14 protein-coding genes and 6 tRNA genes are annotated in these 24,206 nt (G+C 43.1%); all 20 read left to right on the top strand.

All coding sequences use genetic code 11. From position 1 onward, the window contains the following. Positions 1-38 precede the first annotated feature (38 nt). The 20 genes from COR50_RS10130 (at position 39) to COR50_RS10235 (ending at position 24,205) form a co-directional block, all read left to right on the top strand. On the top strand, positions 39-338 hold the full coding sequence (locus COR50_RS10130; RefSeq protein ID WP_098193878.1) for an HPF/RaiA family ribosome-associated protein: 300 nt from the start codon (positions 39-41) through the stop codon (positions 336-338). Between the two features lie 244 nt (positions 339-582). Continuing rightward, a tRNA-Thr gene (locus COR50_RS10135) sits at positions 583-659 on the top strand. A gap of 48 nt (positions 660-707) precedes the next feature. Next, positions 708-790: transfer RNA gene (locus tag COR50_RS10140), tRNA-Tyr, on the top strand. A gap of 141 nt (positions 791-931) precedes the next feature. Continuing rightward, positions 932-1,004 (top strand) — tRNA-Gly (locus tag COR50_RS10145). Between the two features lie 58 nt (positions 1,005-1,062). Beyond that, a tRNA-Thr gene (locus tag COR50_RS10150) sits at positions 1,063-1,134 on the top strand. Positions 1,135-1,231: 97 nt separating this feature from the next. Then, positions 1,232-1,304: transfer RNA gene (locus COR50_RS10155), tRNA-OTHER, on the top strand. Between the two features lie 70 nt (positions 1,305-1,374). Next, the gene (tuf, locus tag COR50_RS10160) at positions 1,375-2,562 is read left to right on the top strand and encodes an elongation factor Tu (protein ID WP_098193879.1); all 1,188 of its coding nucleotides are present in this window, start codon (positions 1,375-1,377) and stop codon (positions 2,560-2,562) included. Between the two features lie 121 nt (positions 2,563-2,683). Further along, a tRNA-Trp gene (locus tag COR50_RS10165) sits at positions 2,684-2,754 on the top strand. 108 nt (positions 2,755-2,862) lie between these two features. After that, positions 2,863-3,054, top strand: a complete 192-nt coding sequence (secE, locus tag COR50_RS10170) for a preprotein translocase subunit SecE (RefSeq protein ID WP_098193880.1) — start codon at positions 2,863-2,865, stop codon at positions 3,052-3,054. After that, complete coding sequence (nusG, locus tag COR50_RS10175) at positions 3,054-3,623, top strand: transcription termination/antitermination protein NusG (RefSeq protein WP_098193881.1); 570 nt, start codon at positions 3,054-3,056, stop codon at positions 3,621-3,623. Before secE ends, nusG begins: the two co-directional genes overlap by 1 nt. Positions 3,624-4,317: 694 nt before the next feature. After that, positions 4,318-5,001, top strand: coding sequence for a response regulator transcription factor (locus COR50_RS10180; RefSeq protein ID WP_098193882.1), 684 nt, complete (start codon positions 4,318-4,320; stop codon positions 4,999-5,001). A 33-nt stretch (positions 5,002-5,034) separates the two neighbouring features. After that, positions 5,035-6,390 carry a sensor histidine kinase gene (locus COR50_RS10185; protein WP_098193883.1) on the top strand — a complete coding sequence of 452 codons (1,356 nt, stop codon included), beginning with the start codon at positions 5,035-5,037 and terminating at the stop codon, positions 6,388-6,390. Between the two features lie 166 nt (positions 6,391-6,556). Then, positions 6,557-7,828, top strand: coding sequence for a TolC family protein (locus COR50_RS10190; RefSeq protein WP_098193884.1), 1,272 nt, complete (start codon positions 6,557-6,559; stop codon positions 7,826-7,828). Between the two features lie 17 nt (positions 7,829-7,845). Next, the gene (locus tag COR50_RS10195) at positions 7,846-8,946 is read left to right on the top strand and encodes an efflux RND transporter periplasmic adaptor subunit (RefSeq protein WP_098193885.1); all 1,101 of its coding nucleotides are present in this window, start codon (positions 7,846-7,848) and stop codon (positions 8,944-8,946) included. A 33-nt stretch (positions 8,947-8,979) separates the two neighbouring features. After that, positions 8,980-12,099, top strand: coding sequence for an efflux RND transporter permease subunit (locus tag COR50_RS10200; RefSeq protein ID WP_098193886.1), 3,120 nt, complete (start codon positions 8,980-8,982; stop codon positions 12,097-12,099). Positions 12,100-12,820: 721 nt separating this feature from the next. Continuing rightward, positions 12,821-14,020: a hypothetical protein gene (locus COR50_RS10210; RefSeq protein ID WP_098193888.1), complete on the top strand. Its 1,200-nt coding sequence runs from the start codon at positions 12,821-12,823 to the stop codon at positions 14,018-14,020. 56 nt (positions 14,021-14,076) lie between these two features. Beyond that, positions 14,077-15,564 carry a hypothetical protein gene (locus COR50_RS10215; RefSeq protein WP_098193889.1) on the top strand — a complete coding sequence of 496 codons (1,488 nt, stop codon included), beginning with the start codon at positions 14,077-14,079 and terminating at the stop codon, positions 15,562-15,564. Positions 15,565-15,704: 140 nt separating this feature from the next. Then, on the top strand, positions 15,705-18,734 hold the full coding sequence (locus COR50_RS10220) for a hypothetical protein (protein WP_198405820.1): 3,030 nt from the start codon (positions 15,705-15,707) through the stop codon (positions 18,732-18,734). Positions 18,735-19,311: 577 nt separating this feature from the next. Then, positions 19,312-19,515: a hypothetical protein gene (locus tag COR50_RS22300; RefSeq protein ID WP_157760733.1), complete on the top strand. Its 204-nt coding sequence runs from the start codon at positions 19,312-19,314 to the stop codon at positions 19,513-19,515. Positions 19,516-19,783: 268 nt separating this feature from the next. Next, positions 19,784-24,205, top strand: a complete 4,422-nt coding sequence (locus COR50_RS10235; protein WP_198405821.1) for a DUF6443 domain-containing protein — start codon at positions 19,784-19,786, stop codon at positions 24,203-24,205. The last annotated feature ends 1 nt before the right edge of the window (position 24,206 follow it).

Genomic DNA, 24,206 nt, shown 5'->3' on the forward strand with positions numbered 1-24,206 from the left:
TTGAATCCAGATTGTTAAAAATTAAAAAAAAATGTGCTATGAATGTTCAAATCCAAACAGTGCGTTTCGATGCTGACGCAAAACTTGTTGATCACGTGAACAAGAAGATCCAGAAACTAGCCACCTTTTATGATCGTATCGTTAGTGTAGAAGTTTTCTTGAAATTGGATAATATAGCCCACCAGATCAAGGATAAGATCGCGGAAATTAAAGTCCATATTCCACGCCATGATTTCTTTGTAAAGCACGAGAGTAAATCCTTTGAAGAGTCTTTTGACCTCGCTTTTGACTCCCTCGTTAACCAGATGAAGCGTAAAAAAGAGAAGAATATCTATTAATTCCTAAAAATATTTTGGAAATATGAATTCGTTTACTACCTTTGCCATCCCGAACGAAAAAAGTCGGTCGGCAAAGGTAGTAAAGTTCTTTCCTGTAGAGTGTTTTAGCCGATTTTAGAATTGTGAAAATTCATCGAAAAAGCTAAAAAAAAGTTGAAAAAATATTTGGTGGTTTCAAAAACTCTCGCTTATTTTGCAACTCCTTTCAAGACAGTAACTTACTAGTTAGGAAAGTTTCTAATATGCCAGCATAGCTCAGTTGGCCAGAGCTACTGATTTGTAATCAGTGGGTCGGGGGTTCGAATCCCTCTGCTGGCTCCAAAAGTTTCGAAGTGTTCCTTCTGGAAACTGGAGTAATAGAAAAAAGTCGGGCAGGTTCCAGAGTGGCCAAATGGGGCGGACTGTAAATCCGCTGTCTTTCGACTTCATAGGTTCGAATCCTATCCTGCCCACCCATCGAATTGTTCCGCTTTTGTTCATTCAGGGGCGGAACTTAGTAGTGTACATGAATTGGACTGTACATGTTGAGCAGGGTGAGAAAATGAGCTGAACAGGATGGAGATTAAGTTCTTTAAAAGAGATGAAATAATTATGCGGGAGTAGCTCAGTTGGTAGAGCGACAGCCTTCCAAGCTGTAGGTCGCGGGTTCGAACCTCGTCTCCCGCTCTTATTTTGAATAGGAGTAGAAAGATGTAGGCATAATTCATTACAACTTTCCTTCCATGCTGTTGTAGCTCAGGGGTAGAGCACTTCCTTGGTAAGGAAGAGGTCGAGAGTTCAATTCTCTTCAACAGCTCAAATGTTCTTAGACTATAAGGGGTAAACAGCGATAGCGTTTGTTACCCGTTCATAATCTCGAAACAATTCATTCCTTTTAAGGAATTTTTCAAAACGGTGTTGTAGCTCAGTGGAAGAGCAGTTCCTGGGAAATGGAAAAGGTCATGAGTTCAATCCTCATCAACAGCTCAAGTTTGTAATAACCGTTTTTTAACAACTATCAATACAATCTTTACAAACCATCTAAAAAGAAAATACAATGGCAAAAGAAACCTTTAAGCGGGATAAACCCCACGTTAACATCGGTACCATCGGTCACGTAGATCACGGTAAAACTACCTTGACTGCTGCCATTACTACAATTTTGTCAAACAAAGGTTTGGCAGAGAAGAGAGGCTACGATGAGATTGACGCGGCTCCTGAAGAAAAAGAAAGAGGTATTACTATCAATACAGCTCACGTAGAGTACGAAACATCTACCCGTCACTATGCGCACGTTGACTGTCCAGGTCACGCTGACTATGTGAAAAACATGATTACTGGTGCGGCTCAGATGGACGGTGCTATCTTGGTGGTTGCTGCTACAGATGGTCCAATGCCACAAACTAAAGAACACATCTTGTTGGCTCGCCAAGTAGGTGTACCTCGTATCGTTGTGTTCATGAACAAAGTTGACTTAGTTGACGATGCTGAGTTATTAGAATTAGTTGAGTTCGAAATCCGCGACTTATTGTCTTCTTACGGTTTCGACGGTAACGAAGTTCCTATCATTAAAGGTTCTGCAACCGGCGCTTTAGCTGGTGAAGCCCAGTGGGTTTCTGCTATCGACGAATTGATGGCTGCAGTTGATGAATACATTCCATTACCTCCCCGCCCGGTAGATCAACCGTTCTTGATGTCAGTTGAGGACGTATTCTCTATCACTGGTCGTGGTACTGTTGCTACAGGTCGTATCGAACGCGGTCGTATCAAAGTTGGTGAGAACGTTGAAATCGTAGGTTTGGTTCCAGAACCATTGAAATCTACTTGTACCGGTGTGGAAATGTTCAAAAAATTATTGGACGAAGGTGAAGCTGGTGATAACGCAGGTTTATTGTTGCGTGGTATTGAGAAAACTCAAATCCGTCGCGGTATGGTTATCTGCCAACCAGGTTCTATCACTCCTCACACTGAATTTAAAGCTGAAGTTTACGTATTGAGCAAAGAAGAAGGTGGTCGTCACACTCCATTCTTTAACAAATACCGTCCTCAGTTCTACTTCCGTACTACAGACGTTACCGGTGAGTGCGTATTGCCTGCTGGCGTAGAAATGGTTATGCCTGGTGATAACGTGAGCTTGGAAGTTAAATTGATCGCTCCGATCGCTATGGAAAAAGGTCTGAAATTCGCTATCCGCGAAGGTGGACGTACCGTAGGTGCTGGTCAAGTTACCGAGATCGTTAAGTAATAATTCCCATTCGCAAGTAGGAAATACATAATAAAGTTATATATTTACCTTGCTTGCTGAATCATAAAGTACAGCGTTCTTTAGCGAATGTTTCATTTGACGAAGAACGCTGTATTCTCAAACGGGCATAGTTCAATGGTAGAATAGCGGTCTCCAAAACCGTTGATATGGGTTCGAATCCTATTGCCCGTGCATGATTGATCTGGTTATCGTTTTATCGTTATCTTTCCGGATTATGATCAGCAATGTATCATGAACGATATACGGTTATCTTTCATATAACGATTAATTTACTGTAAGATGAACAAGATCAGAAATTATTTTAGGGAATCATATTACGAGCTAACACAGAAAGTTACCTGGCCTACCTGGGACGAGTTACAATCTTCTACGATGATTGTACTTGTTGCTACGATTATCATCACTTTGATGGTTTGGGGTATGGACACCCTTTCTCATTTAGTTCTAACCCAATATTATAATTTGTTCTAATGATGGATGCAGCCAATAACCCCACCCAAGAAACTAAATGGTACGTGCTGCGCGTTGTGAGTGGGAAGGAAAAGAAAGTAAAAGAATATTTGGATATCGAAATCCGTCGCTCCGACTGGGGTAATGTGATCTCCCAAGTGTTCTTACCCGTAGAAAAAGTTTACAAGGTGCAAGCCGGTAAAAAAGTAATGCGGGAGAAAAACTTCTATCCTGGTTACGTGATGATCGAAGCGGTGGATGGTAAAATGACTGACGAAGTGATCCAAGCTATCCGCAACGTGTCTGGCGTTATCCATTTCCTCGGTAAAGACCAACCGATCGCACTGCGCAAATCCGAAGTAAATAAAATGCTCGGAAAAGTAGATGAGCTGACCGACCAGGGTATTACCATGAGTGAACCGTTTATCGTGGGTGAAACCATTAAAATTATCGATGGTCCGTTCAATGATTTCAACGGTATTATCGAAGAAGTAATCGAAGATAAGAAGAAGTTGAAGGTAACCGTGAAGATCTTCGGTCGCGCTACACCTGTAGAATTGAACTTCATGCAAGTTGAGAAAATCAGCTAGTATCGATTCAGGATATTTTAAAACCCGGTACATTGTGCCGGGTTTTTTTGTGCTTATTGGATTCCCTAATTTAGCGTCTATTTTTAGTTTATTGTAAGATGAAGCCTACTATATTGATTGTTTAAAGGCCAAAATACGGGGATGTCTAACTTTAGCAAGTTTATGTTGCTTGCTGTCAAGCTCAAGGTGCTTAGTGAAGGTTTTAATACCTTATCATTTGTTAATAGGGCTACCGAATTTTCCTAGGAAGGAATATAAATACGATCAAGTATGCTGGGCATTGGATAAGAATGATTGCAAGAAAAAATCGTTTAATCAAGCAATTTTAAATGCAGGAGAGAATGGCCAATTCAAATCAACCTTTTGAATATTGGCTAATTTTTCATTTAGATGCTCATCAAGCAGGCAAGGCCTCTGCAACTTGAATATATATGGTAGCAAAAAGGGAATGGTTATCGATGACCGGCTATTTTATGAGCCTTTAAGAATGTTAATTAGGTTAATATAAGGCCAGACAGAATTTATGAACTTCCTGATAAAACCAATCCCCCGGCCGCAGTATCTGCTACTACCGTTTTCCGTCCGGTAAGGGTGGTGCTGAAATATATAGAATATTCCAACCCTTTTTTAATCTCCTTTAACAACCCCGCCCATATTTTCCCCGTATTTTTGTGCCGTTCAAGCCTGGATTATCATGAAAATATTACTGATAGAAGATGAACCCAAGGTGGCAGCATTTATCCGACAAGGACTGGAAGAGCATCAGCACCAGGTAGATGTTGCATACGATGGTCTTACGGGTGAAAAGGCTGCCTTACAGCAGGATTATGATATCGCTATCATAGATGTAATGCTTCCTTATAAAAATGGGCTGGAACTGGCAGAAATTATACGGAAGGAAACCCCTATTATGATTATCATGCTGACGGCCTTAAATACCACGCAAGATGTCGTTTCTGGTTTGCGTGCCGGTGCGGATGATTATCTAGCTAAACCATTTCATTTCGCGGAATTATTGGCAAGAATCGAGGCCCTGGCCCGCAGGAAAAATACTGTTATCAACCCAAATAATAACCACCTGTTAAAATATGAAGATCTGAGCCTGGATACCCATTCCAAGATGGCTTACCGCGAAGATCAAGAGATCAAGCTGACAGCCCGAGAATACGCCTTGCTGGAACTTTTTATGAAAAATACCCACAAGGTATTATCCCGCATGACGATTGCAGAGTATGTTTGGGGCTTGGATTTTGATACCGGGACAAATACGATCGATGTCTATATTAATTATCTAAGGAATAAAATTGATAAGGGCTTTTCCGGTGGACAATTAATTCATACGGTAATCGGCATGGGGTACATGATGCGCTTGAAATAATTGTATGATTTTTATCAATCCTAAGCTTTGCCAATGACGGTCAGGAATAGGCTTTCACTACAATTTACATTGATCTCCGGTATAATATTATCGGGGATATTTGTCGTGATCTATTTCTTGAGTGCGCGGTTTATGAAGTATTACTTTTATAATCTTTTGAAAGAACGGGCTTATATTACCGCGCAAGTATTTTTGGAAAGAGATGAATTGGCGGTAAGGAAGTTCATGGATATACAACAGAAGTACTTAGAAAGTATTCCCGGTGAAACCTTGAATATTTATGATGAAAACAATCAACCGGTTTTCCTGGAAGAATCCAAATACAATTGGCCGCCATCACTGGTGAATATGGTTAGGGCCAAGGGTGAATACCGCTTCACTTTCAAAGATAAACCCGGCCTGGGTATTTATTATAAAGATAACCAAGGAAATTTTGTAGTCATTGCAGTGGCAAGGAACAAATACGGAAAGGCACAACTCAATAATCTTGCCTGGATTTTATTTACACTCTTTATCCTAGGCTTATTAATCATTTTCTTTTCAAGCAGATGGTATGCACGGAAAGCGTTACAGCCAATCAAGGATGTCAACAGGCAAGTTAAAGATATCCGCGCGAATAATTTGCATCTGCGCGTTGCCCGGGGCAAGAATCAAGATGAGATGGATGAGCTTGCCCGCAATTTTAATGATTTGCTCGAAAGACTTGAAATCGCTTTTGCGAGGCAGCAGTCATTCGTTAACAATGCATCGCATGAACTAAGGACACCTTTGACGACCATCATCGGGGAGATAGAAGTGAGCCTGCAAAAGGAACGCAATCCGCAAGAATATGTTCAAACCTTACGTTCCGTACTGGATGAATCGGAGAAATTACACCGGATATCTAACGGGCTCTTAATGTTGGCTCAAACGGATTGGTGGGATTTACCGGGTAATATGCAATTCTTACGTTTAGATGAATTATTAACGGAATTGAAAGAAAACCGTACAAAAGAAGAAACCTTACATTTAACCATTGCGCCTATAAATCATCCGGAAAAAGTATATACTTTATTCGGTAACCGTGAATTGCTAAAATTGGCCATAGAAAACATTATAAAAAATGGATTTAAATATTCTCATAACCAACCGGTCAATGTTGAACTAATATATAAAAACGAACAATTATTACTCACAGTTTCTGATCAAGGAATCGGTATACCGGAAAAGGATTTAGAAAATATTTTCATGCCGTTATTTAGAGGCGAAAACGCGAGAACCTACAAAGGATATGGCATTGGCCTACCCCTATCTGAAAAAATCATACAATTCCATAAAGGAAAAATCCTGGTAAAAAGCATTGTAGAAAAAGGTACCCACTTTACCATCATCTTCCCAATAAGTTTATAGCACATTCTTCAAACAACAATCAATACATCAAATTCGCCACCCCAGAAAAAATCCGTGAAATCCGTTAATCCATAAAAATCCGTGAACATTTCTAATCCCATTCTAATTTTCTTCTAAGCGTCTCCTAATAACCTGCCCTGATCTTTGCATCAGAATCGAAACGCATATGTACAAACTGCTAACAATCGCAATAATATCAGCCTGTATCCCGAGAATCAGTAGCGCGCAGAACCATGATCTGCGGCTGGAACTACACGGAGCAGAACAAAGGATGTTAGAAAAAAACATACCCTTATTATTACAAAAATACCAAGTAGATGCAGCTAAAGCCGAAGTAATCACGGCGAAGTTATACGACAATCCGACCATCAGCTATGAGAATGTGATTTACAACAGCACGAATCACCGTTGGTTCGATCTATCTTACGGTGGACAAAATGCATTGGAAATTCAACAGGTTATTAACCTGGCGGGACAAAGAAACAAGGCAATACAATTAGCTAAACAAGGTGTAAAACTAGATGAATACCAGTTCTATGATCTGCTGAGAAGTTTGAAATACGAGTTGCAAGATGATTTTTATAATATTTATTATTTGCAGCAATCGTTACAGTTGTTTCAAGAGCAAGTAAATTCTTTACAAACTTTTTTACAAGCCTTGCAAAAGGAGCAAAAGAATGGTAATGTCAGCGCGAAGGAAGTGATGCGCATGCAGGCATTATATTACGATTTGCTTTCCGAAAGAAATGATATACAACAGGAGCTTCAAGTTCAGCGGGGGAATGTAAACTTACTACTAAGAATACCCGCCGATAGTGACTTTATAGCCGAAGCACCGCGTAAAAATATCATGAACATCCAACCATCCGGTTATTCATATATCCAGCTATTAGATACTGCCAATAATAATAGAGCCGATTTAAATCTTGCCAAGGCGAACGAAAAGTACCAGGAGCTGAATGTAAGATTGCAACAATCGCTCGCCGTCCCGCAATTAACGGTTGGATTTAGTTATGATAAACAAGGAAATTTCATGCGGAATTACACGGGCTTAAGCCTTGGTATGCCCATTCCAATATTTAACCGCAACCAGGGGAATATCAAGTTGGCAAAGACCGCGCTGAAAAGCAGTGAATTGGCAACGCAATCCGTTACAGATCAATTACAGCAAGATGTAATGAACAGCTACCGGCAAGCTATCCGGGCCAAGCAGTTACTAGACGAGGTGGATGTACATTTCCCTGATCAGTTTAACCAACTCGTGAGGAACGTACAAGAACAATTCCGGCTTAGAAATATCAGCATATTGGAATTCGTGGATATGTACGATGCTTACAGGAGCAGCATATTGAAACTACATCAACTACAATACCAGTTCGCACAATCATTAGCCAAAATAAATTATACCACCGGAACCGATATCATTTCACTCGATTAAAAGTATAGACGATTTATATGAGAACCAAGATAATTACCCGTATTAGCCTGTTGTTAGGTTTTGTGGTCGCAATATCAGCTTGCTCCAGCCAGAAGCAAGACCCGGTAGAAGCGCCGGAGAAATGGGTTTTAAGCGAGAGTTTACTCAAGCAATTAAAGATTGATACCGCAACTAATTCCCCGGTGGAATGTGAAATTGATTTAACCGGTAAGATCACCGCTAATGAAGATCAGGCCGCGAGGATTTTCCCTTTTATCAGCGGCATAGTGACCAGCGTGAAAGTACATTCCGGCGATTTTGTACAACGGGGAGAAGTATTAGCAACCATCAAAAGCGGCGAGATGGCAGGGTATTCGGCTGATATCGCTATAGCCAAGGGAAACGTATCTGCCGCGCAAAAGCAATATGACATCGCGCAGTCTTTCTTGAAAAATGGATTAGGAACGGAACAGGAAGTAACGAAAGCTAAAACGGAATTGGAAACGGCAGCAGCGGAACTGGAAAGAGCCAAAAGTGTGATTGCCGTCAACGGCGGTTCCTCCGAAGATAATTACGTGATTAAATCCCCGGTGCCGGGCTTCGTTATTCAAAAATCGGCCACCGAGAATTTACATTGGAGAAGCGATAATGCCGATCCGATTTTCGTGATCGCTGATTTGAAAAATGTTTGGGCAATGCTTAACGTGTATGAATCAGATATCGCCAATATTAAAGCTGGAGATCAAGTTGAAATATCAACATTATCATACCCCGGGAAGATCTTTTACGGTAAAATCGAAAAACTATACAATATCCTTGACCCGGAAAGCAAAGTCATGAAAGCCAGGGTAGTGATCGATAATCCCGGTTATTTATTAAAGCCGGAAATGTTCGTAAGCGTGAAAGCAAAACGGCACATTAACGATGAAATGTTGAGTATCCCTTCCCGCGGTATCATCTTCGACCATGATAAATATTATGTATTGGTATTGGCTGATAATCCTGCTAAAGTAGCGGTGCGGGAAATACAGGTCGCTAAAACATTGGAAAACCGCGCTTACATATCCAGCGGCTTACAGAACGGTGATAAAGTAATCGCATCTAAACAGGTATTCATTTATGAATCCTTACAACAGTAAACCCTTTACCGCGGAATAAAAAAGAAATACCAGATGAACAAATTGATAAAAAGAGTATTGGCATTTTCGCTGCGTAATAAATACTTCATCTTCTTCGTAGCGGCAGTGTTGGCGGTATTGGGATATACGAGCTATAAGGCAATAGGTATCGAAGCATTCCCGGATGTGACGAATACCTCCGTTACTATTATTACCCAATGGCCCGGAAGAAGCGCCGAGGAAGTGGAGAAATTCGTATCCAGGCCTATTGAAATCGCGATGAACCGGGCACAGGGTAAAACATTTATCCGTTCATCATCATTGTTTGGTTTGTCGGTAGTAAAAGTAATTTTTGATGATGACGTAAACGATACGGATGCGAGGATTCAAATCAATAACAATATAAGCTCAGCCAGCTTGCCCGAAGGGGTAGAACCGGAGATTCAACCCCCTTACGGGCCAACGGGCGAGATTTACCGCTATACCTTGGAGAGCAACAGCAGGGATGTACAGGAATTAAAAACGATCCAGGATTGGGTGGTTGAAAAGAATTTACTGGCAGTACCCGGCGTGGCGGATATCGTGAGCTTCGGCGGTTCGGTAAAAATCTACCAGGTTACCATGAACCCGGATAAGGCGGTGCAATATGGAATTACAGCACAAGAGATGTATCAAGCTTTATCTAAAAGTAATATCAACGTGGGTGGCGACGTGATCGTGAAAAACGGGCAGGCTTACGTGGTGCGTGGTATCGGTGTTTTGAACAACGTGGAAGAGATTAAGAACATCATCGTGGATCATATTAACGATGTTCCGATTTTAGTGAAAGATGTAGCCACCGTGGCAGTTGACGCATTACCCAGGTTAGGACAAGTTGGTAGGGATAGGGATCATGATGTGGTGGAAGGTATCGTGGTGATGCGCAAAGGGGAACGTTCCGCGCCGGTCATTGCCGCGTTGCAGGAAAAGGTATCGGAGTTAAATTCCAAGATTTTACCACCGGATGTACAGATCAAACCATTTTACAACCGTGAAGACCTGATCGGCTTTGCCACGCATACCGTTTTGCATAACATGTTGGAAGGGATCGTATTCGTTACGGTGATCGTGTTCGTCTTCATGGCCGATTGGCGCACCACGGTGATCGTTTCAGTGGTTATTCCTTTATCCTTGTTATTTGCCTTTATCTGTTTAAAACTGAAAGGAATGAGCGCCAATTTATTATCGATGGGCGCGATTGATTTCGGTATTATAATCGATGGGGCCGTGGTGATGATGGAAGGAATATTTGTGTTGTTGGATCACAAGGCCAAGCACGTGGGAATGGATCGCTTTAACAAGATTAGCAAACTGGGGTTGATCCGGAAGGCCAGCCTGGAAAACGGGAAGAGCATTTTCTTCGCCAAGTTGATTATCATAACTTGTTTATTACCCATTTTCTCTTTCGAGAAAGTAGAAGGGAAGATGTTTTCTCCCTTGGCTTGGACTTTAGGTTTTGCCTTGCTGGGTGCATTGATATTAACCTTTACGTTGGTACCGGCGATGGCAAGCGTTTTATTGAAGAATGATGTTCGCGAGAAGCATAATATTTTTATCGAATGGCTGTTGAAAAGGGTGAGCAATGGGTTCGATTTCTGTTTTAGAAATAAAAAGATCGCCGGTATCGTAACCCTGATCGTTTTGGGATCGGGATTATATTGTTTTAAATTCCTGGGAACGGAATTTTTGCCGGAGCTAAACGAGGGCTCAATATATATTCGTGCCACGGGACCGTTAAGCACCTCGTTAGACGAATCCGTAAAAGTGGCCAATACGATCCGGAAGCGATTATTGAATTACCCGGAAGTAAAACAAGTATTGTCTCAAACCGGTAGACCCAACGATGGTACGGATGCCACCGGTTTTTATAACATAGAATTTCACGTAGATATTTATCCCCAAAAAGAATGGAAAAGCGGGATGAGCAAGGAAGAATTAATTGCAAGTATGCAAAAGAACCTGGAAGACTTACCGGGCATTTCCCTGAACTTCTCGCAACCCATCATGGATAACGTGGAAGAAGCCGTTTCCGGTGTAAAAGGATCACTGGTTGTAAAGATGTTCGGGGACGATTACAAAGTGATCGAACACACGGAGGAACAGGTCGAGAAAGTATTGAAAACCGTTCCCGGTATCGAGGACCTGGGGATCCTCAGGAATTTAGGTCAGCCGGAACTACGCATCAACCTGGATCAGCAAAAGATGGCCATGTACGGCGTTACGACTGAAGATGCTAACTCGGTAATAGAGATGGCTATCGGTGGTAAAGCGGCTACTAAAATCTACGAAGGGGAGCGATATTTCGATTTGAGGATCCGCTATCCCGAAAGCTTCAGGGAAAATGAAGAAGCGATCGGCAACCTGATGATACCAACGATACGCGGCAACAAGGTGCCGATCAAGGAGATTGCCACATTGCAACATATCACCGGGCCGAGTATTATTTACAGGGATAAGCACCAACGCTACGGCGCCATCAAGTTCTCCATCAGGGGAAGAGATATGGGCAGCACAATCGAAGAGGCGCAATCTAAAGTGAAGGAGCAGGTGACAATACCGGAAGGTTACAACCTTGAATGGGCGGGTGATTTCGAGAATCAGCAACGTGCTACAAAACGATTGGGACAAGTCGTTCCGATTAGTTTATCCATTATTTTCCTGATCTTATTTATGTTGTTTGGTAAAGTGAAAGATGCTTTACTGGTATTGGGAAATGTTCCGTTCGCAATCATCGGTGGTATCTTTTCATTGTGGATCACCGGGATGAACTTTAGCATCGCGGCAGGTATCGGGTTCATAGCGCTGTTCGGCATTTGCGTACAAAACGGCGTGATTTTGCTAAGTACCTTCAAAGCCAATACCCGGGCAATGCAACATCAAGCCAACTTTTCATTGAGGGAAGCCATTCGCCAAGCCGTGATAATGCGTACCCGTCCCGTCGTGATGACGGCCATGATGGCGGCGATCGGTCTGTTGCCGGCGGCGATCAGCAAAGGGATCGGTTCGGAAACCGCGAAGCCCTTGGCCAGGGTGGTGATCGGTGGATTGATCACGAATACGGTATTTGCCCTTTTCATATTTCCATTATTATTCTACTGGATCTATAAAAGGATATTACAACAACAGGAAAAGTAGTTTTCGTTATACACCGCTATATCAATTCTATCAGACGGCGTGGGCATCTGCCCGCGCCATTTTTTGTGGATACCGTACCGGCTTTATTTAGAATCCTGTGGAAAACTATTTCCCCGGTTCCTAAAGAGGCGCGGCAGAAATAGATATTTATTCATTGTTGTCCGGCCTACAATTGCATTGTTGTCCGGCCTACAATTGCTTTAAACGCACTAGAATTCCTTACCTGATCAAAAATATAAGCGAAGCAAGATATATTCAAAATCCCGGGTAGCCCCGCCAAAACAACCGTGGAATTTCGCACCGTTGATAGCGAACGGCAGCTAGGCCATACAGTAGTACAAAAGCTGGATCGCGCGATCAAATTGGCGGCCGTGATGGCCAATATGTGCCCTTTTTTGGTACTTTTTTTGGGCAAGCAAAAAAATACAAGAAACGAGGAGGAATACATTGCATCGAACTTAAGTGGAGACGATAATTTATTCATTGAAAATTGAGTCAGACAATAATAGATTTTTATTATTAAAAAAAATGAGTAACATTGTATCGTAATTAAAACCAAGTTTACCTTTAACCTATACCAGTGAAATAAAAAAGATTGTTTCCCATAATAATCCCCCGGTAGAAATCGTGTTTTCCCATGAAATACAATAATAAATTGTAGAGATGCATCGGGAGGAGATGCAAGCAAGAACTATCCACTGCGTATGTAACCTATATCTATATGAAGCGTTTGAGCTTTAGTTTATTATGTATGTTGAGCCTGTTTGTTAGCCATGCCAATAATGCAGCAGGTATTTCTAATCGGGCTAATGAAGCCGCATTTGTTGGAGATACGGTTCTCCCATATAATCCTACTAATTGGATAAATATTGGTGTGACCAATGACAATTTCAATGATTATGCGCTATACTATTATAAAATAGCCAAAATCAATGATCCTTCCCACAGGTACAATACTCTATTAGAGATCAGTATAGAGGCCGATCCTAACTATGCAGATTATCAAGGTACTTACCTCGTGCATATTTCCAAGTTTGAAAATGTAACTAATCGATTTGGTGGTATTCATATAAAATGTACTTCGGGTAATCCAAATGCCGGTAAGTTTTATGTTTATAATAATGAATTGTGGGTAACATCGAATAATAAATGGGGGCATATATTCATGCGCACGGTAGCGGATTTTACCAATTTTAACCCCCGGAACGAATGGCCTTATGATCAAACGAAGACGGCGCCAACAGGCTTTATCAAAGAAGTAGCCTATGGAAACGAGAATTTTGATTTCGTAAATAATGTAACAAGGCCGATGCCCTATACCGATAAATTGGGAGATCATTACACCTTCGGAAATTTTGAAATGAAGCGTGATAAATTTTTCGGTTATGCTTTGAATGACAACTTCGTATATAAAGGCAAAACCATGCCGCATTACGGCTTTCAATATACGCTGGATACCTCTTGGGCAACCGCCGGTATGTCCTATTGGTTAAGCGCTTATGCAGGGATAAAATTCATGACCAGGGGATATGCAAGAATGGCCATAGATTTTAATGGAAACGTAGGCATTGGCACCAATAGCCCGCAATCATTATTATCTGTAAACGGTACCATTACCGCGAAAAAAGTCAAGGTATTATCAGGTGGTTGGAGTGATTTCGTATTTGAGCCGGGCTACCGATTCCCTAGTTTGTATGAACTGGAGCAATACATCCAAAAACACCAACATTTACCCGGCATTCCATCAGCCACAGAAGTAGCAAAGGATGGCATTGACGTAGCCGACATCAATAAGAAGCTATTACAAAAAGTAGAAGAAATTAGCCTATACCTGATAGAACATCAAAAGGAAATAGATGCTCTAAAAGAAGAGAATCAACGTTTAAAGAAAGAAGTACTAGCATTAAAGCATCATCAATAATCCGAAACCGGCGGGGGAAAGCTCCCACTACTCTTCTTCATAAAAAACGATGCATATTGAAAACGAATACAAATCGTAATTATAAGAATAGCCCAAATACATTTAAATTTCTGCGGAATCCATACCTTCCGCTATCCTGGGCGATCTTATTATTAATATTCCTCCCAAGGATCTTATTCGCGCAACAACAGCTTAGCGAAACGCAATCCGCGATCGATAGCCTGTCCGCAGTACCGAAATCGTACGTATCCACAGTGAAGAAGAAGATGGATAAGCTGGATCAGCAACTGGTCAAGGAAACGAAGCAGTCTTTGGACGTCTTCATTAAAACGGAAGAGAAGTTAAAAGCCAAAATGGCCAAGGTCGATTCCGTTGCAGCGAATAATATGTTCAATAAGTCCATCGATTCGCTGAAGCAATTGAAATCAAAACTATCCGGCAAGGCAGCAAAATATACCGGGGCATTAAAAGGGGATTATTTCAGCTATTTCGATACGTTGAGCAACAGCATCGGTTTTATGAAAGAAGCCGGGAAGTATAAAGACCAAGTCAGCGATGCATTTGAAAAAGTAGAAGCATTAAAAGGTCGACTGAATGATGTTGGTAATATCAAGAAGTATTTACAAGAGCGGAAAAACGAATTAAAATCTTATGCCACTAAATACACTGATTGGAGTAAAGACCTCGGCAAATTGAACAAGGAAGCCTATTACTATGGGCAGAAGATTAACGAGTACAAAGAATTATTCAAGGATAAAAAGAAAGTGGAACAAAAAGCCCTGGAGATGCTGAAAAAAACTAAAGCCTTCAACAACTTCATGGCACAAAACTCCGCCTTAGCATCCCTGTTCAATATGCAGGCGAATGCTAATCCTGCTAACTTGGAAGGCCTGCAAACACGCGCCCAGGTGGAATCGTTGATCCAAGAAAGATTAGCGGGCGCCACTGCTGAAGGTCGTTCGCAAATCAGTCAACAAATGCAAGCAGCCCGCGACCAGATGAATGAACTGAAGGATAAATTCCCCGGCTCGGACAATGCAGCCGAGATGCCCAATTTTAAACCCAAGGATTTAAAAAGCAAGAGCTTCTTACAAAGGCTGGAGTTCGGCGGCAATATACAGTTTCAAAAATCGAACGGCGTTTTCCCCACGACCAGCGATATCGCCGGGCAAGTTGCATATAAATTTCATAAGAAAGGGAGCCTCGGTATTGGTGCGGCCTATAAACTAGGTTTGGGTAGCGGTCTGGATCACCTGGCACTGAGCCATGAAGGCGTAGGTTTCCGATCTTTCATCGATTGGAAACTGAAAGGTAGTTTTTATATCAACGGTGGTTATGAACAAAATTACCTGAGCCGTTTTGATCGTATCGAGCAACTACAAGGGTTGAGTAATTGGCAAGCGAGCGGTCTGATCGGGATCAGTAAGAAATTTAAAGTGAGCAAGAAGCTGAAGGGAAGTATGATGTTGCTGTATGATATTTTGTACGCGCAGCAGGAAGTAGGGAGGAGCCCGGTGGTGTTTAGGGTGAGTTATACGAGGTGATGAGTGCAACTTGGACATATTCGCATATAACAAAAATTATTAGGAGTATTAGTAATAAAACAATTAAAGTCGGCAGTATGTACTTTAAGAGCAGATTAAAATTCCCATATAAATCATTTGGGTTCCAGTTAATTCTCTGGATGTCAATTTTTATGAATGTTCGAGCACAAAATAATTATTATGAATCCCCTCAAAAACCTTCTTATTTAGTTAAATCACCAAACACGGCGATCCTCGATAAATTCGGTGATTATGATGTCAGTCTATTTTCTGGGGTACCCAACATTTCTATTCCCTTGTACACAATTAAATCAGGAGGACTGGAAATCCCTATTAGCCTTGTTTACCATGCTTCAGGCATTAGGATATACGATTACCCGAGTTGGGTGGGCTCAGGTTGGGCCTTGGATGTTGGAGGAAATGTAAGTAGGCAGTTGGTTGGTTTGCCAGATGAAATTCCAACATACGGTTATCTATCTGGAGCGACAAGGAAATCATTGGATTTGGATCCATATCAAACAACCAGCGGAGCATCCGCTGATTATAATTACCTGGTGCGTTTAAATAAAGGAGAAGTTGACTTTGGTGCAGATATTTATTCTTATAACCTCCCTGGAATGAGCGGGAAATTCTATTTCGATACTGATAGCAGTTTTTCACCGGTCTTAATTCCGTATAGCCCGGTAAAGATAGAGCGGTTAAATATTCCGGGCTTAGGATTCAGGGTGTTTGATCAAGGGGGTAACCAGTTCTCATTTTATGATACGGAAGTGTCCAGTTTTTGGAGGGGCGATGATTATGGGGGAAGAACTGATTTTTATACATCATCGTGGGTGTTAAATTCAATCGTTTCAGCTACAAAATTGGATACCATTTCTTTTAGCTATAGTAGCCAATCTAATAATGGTCCTTATGAAAGAAGCGATACCTGGGTCGTTGATGATTATATTGATAATATTGATATTCCCTCTGGCGGATGTACCACCGCGGATGGGTTCACTGGTTATACGTACTCGAGTGACTATTCATCTACATTTTCTCAAAGCACAACATTTTCTAAAGATATAAACGAGATTAATTTTAAGAATGGCCGGGTCGTATTTATACTTGATTCGCTTGTAAGGCAAGATTTTGGCGCTACTAATAGCAATATGGCTTTAGCAGCCATTAAGGTATATGAAAAAGGGTACAATGTCGCGGAACGCTTGATCCGTACAATTAATTTGCACCATAGTTATTTTATAAGTGGAACAAATGCTAACTCCAAAAGATTGCGATTAGATTCTATAACTATTAATGGTAGTGATGGCCTAGTGAGCTCTAAGTATAAATTGGAATATAATACCAGTTCTAGTTTACCGGCTGCATACGTTAATACATCTGCCAATGCCAGTACTGCTAAAGATTTATGGGGTTATTATAATGGTAGTAATAGTCAAACCACTATCCCGGGCCGGACAATCGATGTAAAACCTACGCTTGTTGGGGGGAGTACTACACAGGTTACAATTGGTACAACGGGGGCAAGGGAACCGAACGAGTCTTATGCACAAGCCGGAATATTGAAAAGGATTTATTTTCCGACCGGTGGATTTACAGATTTTGAATACGAATTAAACCGTTACAAGGATGATAACGATAACATGAAATTGGCAGGCGGACTTAGGGTTAAATCCATATCAAGTTATACAGGATTAGGTAGTGACCCCGTAGTTAAAAAATATAAATATGGCGAAGGTGAATCAGGCTATGGCAGGGCTAACTTTTTTATCGCTGACTACTTTTTTTACGATGAACAGAAGTGCAAGTATTATTACAATGAAATGCATTGTGCTACTAATGACCAACCGGCGTTTATATCTTCAGGACCGATTTTAAGTGCAACCAAAAGGCGTCGAAATTATTTTTCAAATCCAACTGTAGGTGTATCGGGTACCGATGGAATTCCTGTTGTATACTCTACCGTTACCGAGTACATATATGATAATGTCAATTCTAAATCTAACGGGAAGACTGTTTATCAATTTAGGGACGCTGTTGATCACTTTTATGGATTTTCAGGATCACTTGCATTTGTCGTTTCAAACGCAATCAACCGTGGACAATTATTAAAGAAAACAATTTATAAGAATTCGGGAAGTAGTAGTTTCCAAAAGGTACAGGAAACGGAGAATGTATACAATGCAACCAGCTTGGATGGGCTGCAAGGCAGATTTGGAGGGTTATTATTGCACAAGAACAATGTTACAGAAAATGTTTACGATATAACGATGGGATATTGGCCCCCCACTGAAACAATTGCTTCCGATGATTGGACATATTACAATATTTACTACGAGACCGATGATAATTACTTAACCCGGACTATTACCCGGAATTATGATGAGTTGGATGAAGGGGTGTACTTGAGCGATACGGTTTCATTTGAATATAATAACATTATCCACCAACAGCCCTCAATTATTACCTACTCGAATAGTAATGGGGAGCCAATAAAGGTTTATAATAAATACCCTGCCGATTATATTCAACCAGGTAGCAGCTATACAGGTAATGGTATCTTAGATTCCTTGTTAAGCTATAATATGCAAACGAGTGTTGTAGAGAAATGGAAGACTATTAAGCACGGGGCATTAGAATTCACCACGGCAGGATTTGTCAATAAGTATCAACAGCTACCTAATGATAAAATTGTATTGAAAGAGCAGGATCGTTTGAAAGTACAGGAGGGGAATACAAGTTTTATTCAATCTCATATCAATTCCGGCTCGCTTGAAATAGATCCCAATTATGAAGCCAAGGTTCATTATGGCAATTATGATGAATACGCGAATCCAACACAGGTTAATATTGATGGGGATATTCCTGAAACTATATTGTGGGGTTACCGTGGTGAATATCCAGTTGCTAAAATTGTTGGTGCTACATACAACGAAGTGGAGCCTTATCTTGACCAAGAAATTCTTGATTTCCCGGCCAATGATGGTGTATTGCTAAACCATTTAAACGCTATACGATCGAGTCTACCCGCAACACATGTTAGTGCTTATACGTTTTCACCGTTAACCGGTATGACGAGCGAAACTGCCCCGAACGGGAGGGCTATTTACTTTTGGTATGATAATATAGGAAGACTATCCATTGTTGTCGATAACGAGGGTAAGTTATAAAACGGATATGTTATAGCCTGTCTAGTTCCCCTACTGATTGCGGGTGCATAACAACATCCCCGAGCTGGGTAAATACTGCTACGTCTCAACGTTGTCAAGAAGGTACAAATGGTTATTATACAGGTATTGTTGAACAGGAACAGAGAGATATAAACCCGTGTTCGCCAACTTATAATGCAGTGAGATGGGTGGAAACGGGGACAAATCCACTACTGTGTCCTATACCATGCGAGGTTAACTGTAATGGGGAAGGAAAAAAATGTATTGATAATGTGTGTGAAACTGGTATTACAGTTTATACATCCTCTGAATATGATGAAAGCGCTCAAGCTTGGAAGTGCTTCTACCATTACGAATGGAGTGATGGTACGTGGTCACAAACTTATTGGAAATATACACCCGGGGCATGTTACTTCGGTGATTAATTAAGTTTTAATATGAATTAGTTATGAAGATTATTATAATGTCAATTGTTGTTATAACTTGTTTAAACTCTGGATTGTATAGCCAATCAATGGTTCAACAACAACGCATAGCTCGTAAGATGATGGATACACTTGGGCTTACAAGGGAAAAAATGAAGAGAATCTATAATGTTAATATAAGCCTGCAAGAGCTGAAATATGAAGCGAGAAGGCAACATACAAATATTGATTCTATCCAGGTCTTATTTCAATCAATAGAGAATAGACGCGATTCGCTCTACAGGATTATAATTGCTGATTCTGTATTATTCTCTACCTATAAAAGGAAAAAAGTACAGTTAGTATCTATAGAATAACCTGAAGCGTATTTATGGTGTCCGCACTTATTTTTTATAAAGGTGAAGTGGTTCTACTTGGTACTTTAGTTTTCAAGATATGAAAATACTCCTTATGGTCGATAAAATATTTTATTCAATAGTCTTGGTTGAAGTGGTTTATCTCAGCACGGGATGCAATATTTGTAGCCGGGTTATTCCCAAGTGTGTTTCTAAGATTTTAAAGAAAATTCAGCAGCTTCCTTTGCTTAGTTTATTGTCTCTATTTCGATTTACCCTCTATCCCGATATGATCAAAAAATATTTACCCAAGTTAACCGCTCTCACAATCCTATTGGCCTGGCTATTCCCCTTGGAAAGCTCGGCACAGAATATCCCTAACGGTTCAACTGCACCCGCCTCTACGGCGAGGCCGTTGCCTACTGCTTATAGCGGCGGCACGAACCTTAACTATATCCGCGTTTACGAGCCCAATAAACCGGTCAGCGATGCTGCTTCGGTGGCGAACCTTTCTACCGTGGAAGAGCTCAGGCGCTCGACACAGTACTTCGATGGCCTGGGACGCCCTATCCAAACGGTGGGCTGGCAGGTGAGTCCCGGCAAGCAAGACCTGGTCTCGCCGGTAATCTACGACGAGATGGGGCGGGAACGTTTCAAGTACTTACCCTACGTTTCTCCCGGCAGCGATGGCAGCTTCAAGACATCACCTTTTAGCGAGCAGGCTACCTTCATGGGGCAACAGTACCCCGGGGAGCAGGTCTATTACTCGGAGACGGTTTTCGAAGCCTCACCGCTGAACCGCGTGCTAAAAACACTGGCACCCGGCAATAGCTGGGGCGGTAGCGGCCGCGGTATAAGCAACGGCTACGGTTTCAACACGCCCGGCGATAGCGTGGTGATCTGGAATACCGGCAGCGGGCAGTACCCGGTGAGCGGTGGTTACTATGCCGCCAACACGCTGTACAGGGATGAAGTCACCGATGAGAATGGTAACAAGGTGGTCACGTACAAAGATAAATCGGGGCAGGTGATCTTGAAGAAAGTGGCGATAGATACTAGCAACCATGCCTACACGGGCTGGTTGTGTACTTACTATATATACGATGATCTGGGCCGCCTGGTGTTCGTAATCCCGCCGAAGGCGGTGGAAGCGATCAAGCCGGGTTGGAGCCTTGCTGATAACACGCTCCGTAACGAGCTGTGCTTCTCCTATGGCTATGATGGGCGCAACCGCATGGTGACGAAGAAGGTCCCCGGCAGCGCGACGGCGGAGATGGTTTACGACAAGCGCGACCGGCTGGTTTTCAGCCGCGATGGCAACCTGGCTGGCAAAGGACAATGGCTCGTAACGTTCTATGATGGGCTGAACCGCCCCGTGGAAACGGCGCTCTACAGCAGCAGTGCCAGCCGTGCAACGCTGCAAGCTGGCATGGATACGGCAACGGCTAGTACGGAAGAGGTCAGCTACGGCGTACCGCTCCCCGCCGATTTATCGGTGAGCCTGCATGATGGCAGGACAGAATACAAGGCGAGCCACTCGATCAGCTTCCTGCCCGGCTTCGAGGCCGACGGCATGATGGAAGCTTTTGTCGATACGGGTAGCGATGCCTACACAGCGACGGTGAACGTAACGAACCCGCTCCCCGACCTGGACCCAGCGCAGTTGTACCCCCTCACGTTCACGTTTTACGATGATTATACATACAACGGGAAGCATCCATTCCGAACCGGTTACCTGTCCAAGATCCCGGCGCAGAGCAGCGAGTATCCCGAAACGGTTAGCGCCGCGAGCGCGAAGACGAAGGGCCTAGTTACCGGGATGATGACGCGGGTGCTAGGCACCGACCAATGGTTGGCAACCTCGACCTACTACGACGACAAGGGGCGCGTGATACAGGTGGCAAATACGAACGTTTCCGGTGGCGTCGATTACGTGACGAACCGCTACGATTTCAGCGGCAAGGTACTGGGTAGCTACCTGCACCAGTTGAACCAATCCAGCAGCGCGGTGTCGGAGCTGAAGGTGCTGACGAGGATGCGCTACGACCACTCGGGCAGGCTGCTGTCGGTGTACAAGCAGCTCAACGATGCGGGAGAGTTGAAGCGCATCGACACGCTGACCTACGACGCGCTGGGGCAGTTGAAGACCAAGGAACTGGGCGATGGCCTGGAGACGCTGGACTACAGTTACAACATCCGCGGCTGGATGGATGGCATCAACAGGGACTACGCTTCCAGTGGCAGCGGTGGAAATTACTTCGGCATGGAGCTTTACTACGATCACGGCTACACGGACAACCAGTACAACGGCAATATCAGCGGTACTACCTGGCGCAGCGCGGGTGATAACGAACAGCGCTCCTACGGTTTCGGCTACGACATGGCCAACCGGCTAAAGAAGGCTGATTTTACGCAATACACGGGCGGCGCTTGGAATACCTCCGCTGGTATTGACTTCAGCGTGTCCAACCTCGGATACGATGGAAACGGAAATATCCTGTCGCTATCGCGGGAAGGTTTGAAGGGCAGCGCCAGCAGCCCGGTCGATGAGCTGTCGTACAGCTACTACGCGAACTCGAACAAGCTGAAGAGCGTCACGGACGCCGTGAACGACCCGTCCTCCACGCTGGGTGACTTCAAGGAGGCGAATAGTGGGCAGGCAACGGATTACGATTACGATGCGAACGGTAACCTGCGCTACGACGCGAACAAGGAGATCGACAGCATCCGTTATAATATTTTAAACCTGCCGGAGTATATCCACATAACGGGTAAGGGCACGATCAGTTACCGCTACGATGCTTCCGGGATGAAACTGCGCAAGACGGTAACGGACAACACGGTAAGCCCCGCGAAGGTTACGGTGACGGACTACCTGGGCGGTTCGGTATACCAAAACGACACGCTCCAGTTCATGGGCCACGAGGAGGGCCGCATCCGGGCAGTGTTCACGGCGGGGAACCCGGTGGATTACGTGTACGATTACTTCGTCAAGGATCACCTGGGCAACGTGCGGGTGGTATTGACGGAGCAGACGGATTTCAGCATGTACGCGGCCACGATGGAAACGGAAAACGCGGCGACAGAAAACGCGCTGTTCAGCAATATCGATGCGAGCCGTTCGGCGAACCCTTCCGGTTACCCCGCGGCGAGTTCCACGAACAAGCAGGTGGCGAAGTTGAACGCGAATAACGAAGGTAGCAAGATCGGCCCCTCCTTAGTATTGAAGGTGATGGCCGGAGACACGATCAGCATCGCCGCGAACGCGTTCTATAAATCTATCACACCCCAAGAACAGGCGGCAGCCAATATCGAGACGGATATCGTGCCTGCCTTGCTGAACGCGCTGGGCGGCGCGGCCTCCCAGGACGCCTTGAAGGGATCTGGTATCGCGTCTAGCCCGATTACTTCCGACTTCTACAACAATGCCTACCAGCGTTTGCGGGAGCGCGATAACGGTGATGACCATTCAAACCGCCCCAAAGCCTACCTGAATTTCGTGATGTTCGATGAAAAGTTTAACTTGGTGGAGGGTAACAGCGGCGTGAAGCAGGTGGCAGCGAGTCCCGATGAGTTGCAGACTTTAGTGGAAGGGCAGATGGTGATGGAAAAGAGCGGCTTCCTGTACGTTTACACGAGCAACGAGAGTGGGCAGGATGTTTACTTCGATAACGTGACGGTGGCGATGCAGAGCGGGCCGGTGTTGGAGGAGACACATTATTATCCTTTTGGGCTGACCATGGCGGGGATAAGTTCGAATGCGTTGAAGGGGGCGAATTATCCGGAGAACCGTTTGAAATACAATGGGAAAGAACTACAGAGTAAAGAGTTCGGGGATGGATCAGGGCTTGAGTGGTATGATTATGGGGCGAGGATGTATGATCAACAGATAGGGCGGTGGCATGTTCAGGACCCGATGGCAGACAAGTATATAGGTTATTCTCCCTATGGCTATGCTAATAATAGTCCTATACTCTTTGTTGATCCGAATGGCAAGGAGATTTGGGTATATTATGGAGATAATCAGAAAGCTCGTTACGACAATGGAAGATTGTATAATGAAGATGGTAGTAAGTATAAGGGGAAGGATCAGTTTGTGTCTACCGTACTGAAGACATTAAATCAAATGAACTCAACTGAAATAGGCAAGGAGGTCTTAACCACTCTTTCCGGTTCTGAGAATAAATTTGATTTTATGAATAAAACCCCTACGAAGGGAGGAAAAGAAATAGACGCATTACAGTTCCAGGAGAATGCTGCTGGCGGAGGTAAGATTTTGGCTGGAGCATTAATGAAAAATACTCCTGGTATACAGAAATTAGAGAATACGGCGCATGAATTGTTCCACGGTTATCAGCATGAGAATAAACAAAGCGGTGCATCTGTAAATAATGAAGTAGGGGCATACTTATTTGGGCAGGCTGTAGCAATGAATGCAATAGTAAATGGTAGTGCTATGGGTGGTCTCCAACCTCCTGCAAGAATGGATAATAATGCGGGTGCAATGTATGGGCAGGCCTTTAATTACTTATTGTATTATGCAAAAGATGTCACTTATAATACTTATATTAATTATTTTAATGCACTTATGAGCTTCAAGAAAGGAAGCACGTCAAACGTAACAGGTCTTTATAATAACGACCCTATGCTACTGCCCAATCAACAAGGATCTGTTATATTTAAATTTTTCCCATTAATAAGAGAAAAATAGT

The sequence above is a fragment of the Chitinophaga caeni genome (assembly GCF_002557795.1).
GTDB classification, from domain to species: domain Bacteria; phylum Bacteroidota; class Bacteroidia; order Chitinophagales; family Chitinophagaceae; genus Chitinophaga; species Chitinophaga caeni.

Excerpts from the sequence above, each read along its gene's own strand:
- COR50_RS10130 (WP_098193878.1), top strand. The coding sequence starts at position 39 with ATGAATGTTCAAATCCAAACAGTGCGTTTCGATGCTGACGCAAAACTT.
- tuf (WP_098193879.1), top strand. The coding sequence starts at position 1,375 with ATGGCAAAAGAAACCTTTAAGCGGGATAAACCCCACGTTAACATCGGT.
- COR50_RS10235 (WP_198405821.1), top strand. The coding sequence starts at position 19,784 with ATGATCAAAAAATATTTACCCAAGTTAACCGCTCTCACAATCCTATTG.
- COR50_RS10180 (WP_098193882.1), top strand. The coding sequence starts at position 4,318 with ATGAAAATATTACTGATAGAAGATGAACCCAAGGTGGCAGCATTTATC.
- COR50_RS10190 (WP_098193884.1), top strand. The coding sequence starts at position 6,557 with ATGTACAAACTGCTAACAATCGCAATAATATCAGCCTGTATCCCGAGA.
- nusG (WP_098193881.1), top strand. The coding sequence starts at position 3,054 with ATGATGGATGCAGCCAATAACCCCACCCAAGAAACTAAATGGTACGTG.
- COR50_RS10220 (WP_198405820.1), top strand. The coding sequence starts at position 15,705 with ATGTCAATTTTTATGAATGTTCGAGCACAAAATAATTATTATGAATCC.
- secE (WP_098193880.1), top strand. The coding sequence starts at position 2,863 with ATGAACAAGATCAGAAATTATTTTAGGGAATCATATTACGAGCTAACA.
- COR50_RS10195 (WP_098193885.1), top strand. The coding sequence starts at position 7,846 with ATGAGAACCAAGATAATTACCCGTATTAGCCTGTTGTTAGGTTTTGTG.
- COR50_RS22300 (WP_157760733.1), top strand. The coding sequence starts at position 19,312 with ATGAAGAGAATCTATAATGTTAATATAAGCCTGCAAGAGCTGAAATAT.
- COR50_RS10185 (WP_098193883.1), top strand. The coding sequence starts at position 5,035 with ATGACGGTCAGGAATAGGCTTTCACTACAATTTACATTGATCTCCGGT.
- COR50_RS10210 (WP_098193888.1), top strand. The coding sequence starts at position 12,821 with ATGAAGCGTTTGAGCTTTAGTTTATTATGTATGTTGAGCCTGTTTGTT.
- COR50_RS10200 (WP_098193886.1), top strand. The coding sequence starts at position 8,980 with ATGAACAAATTGATAAAAAGAGTATTGGCATTTTCGCTGCGTAATAAA.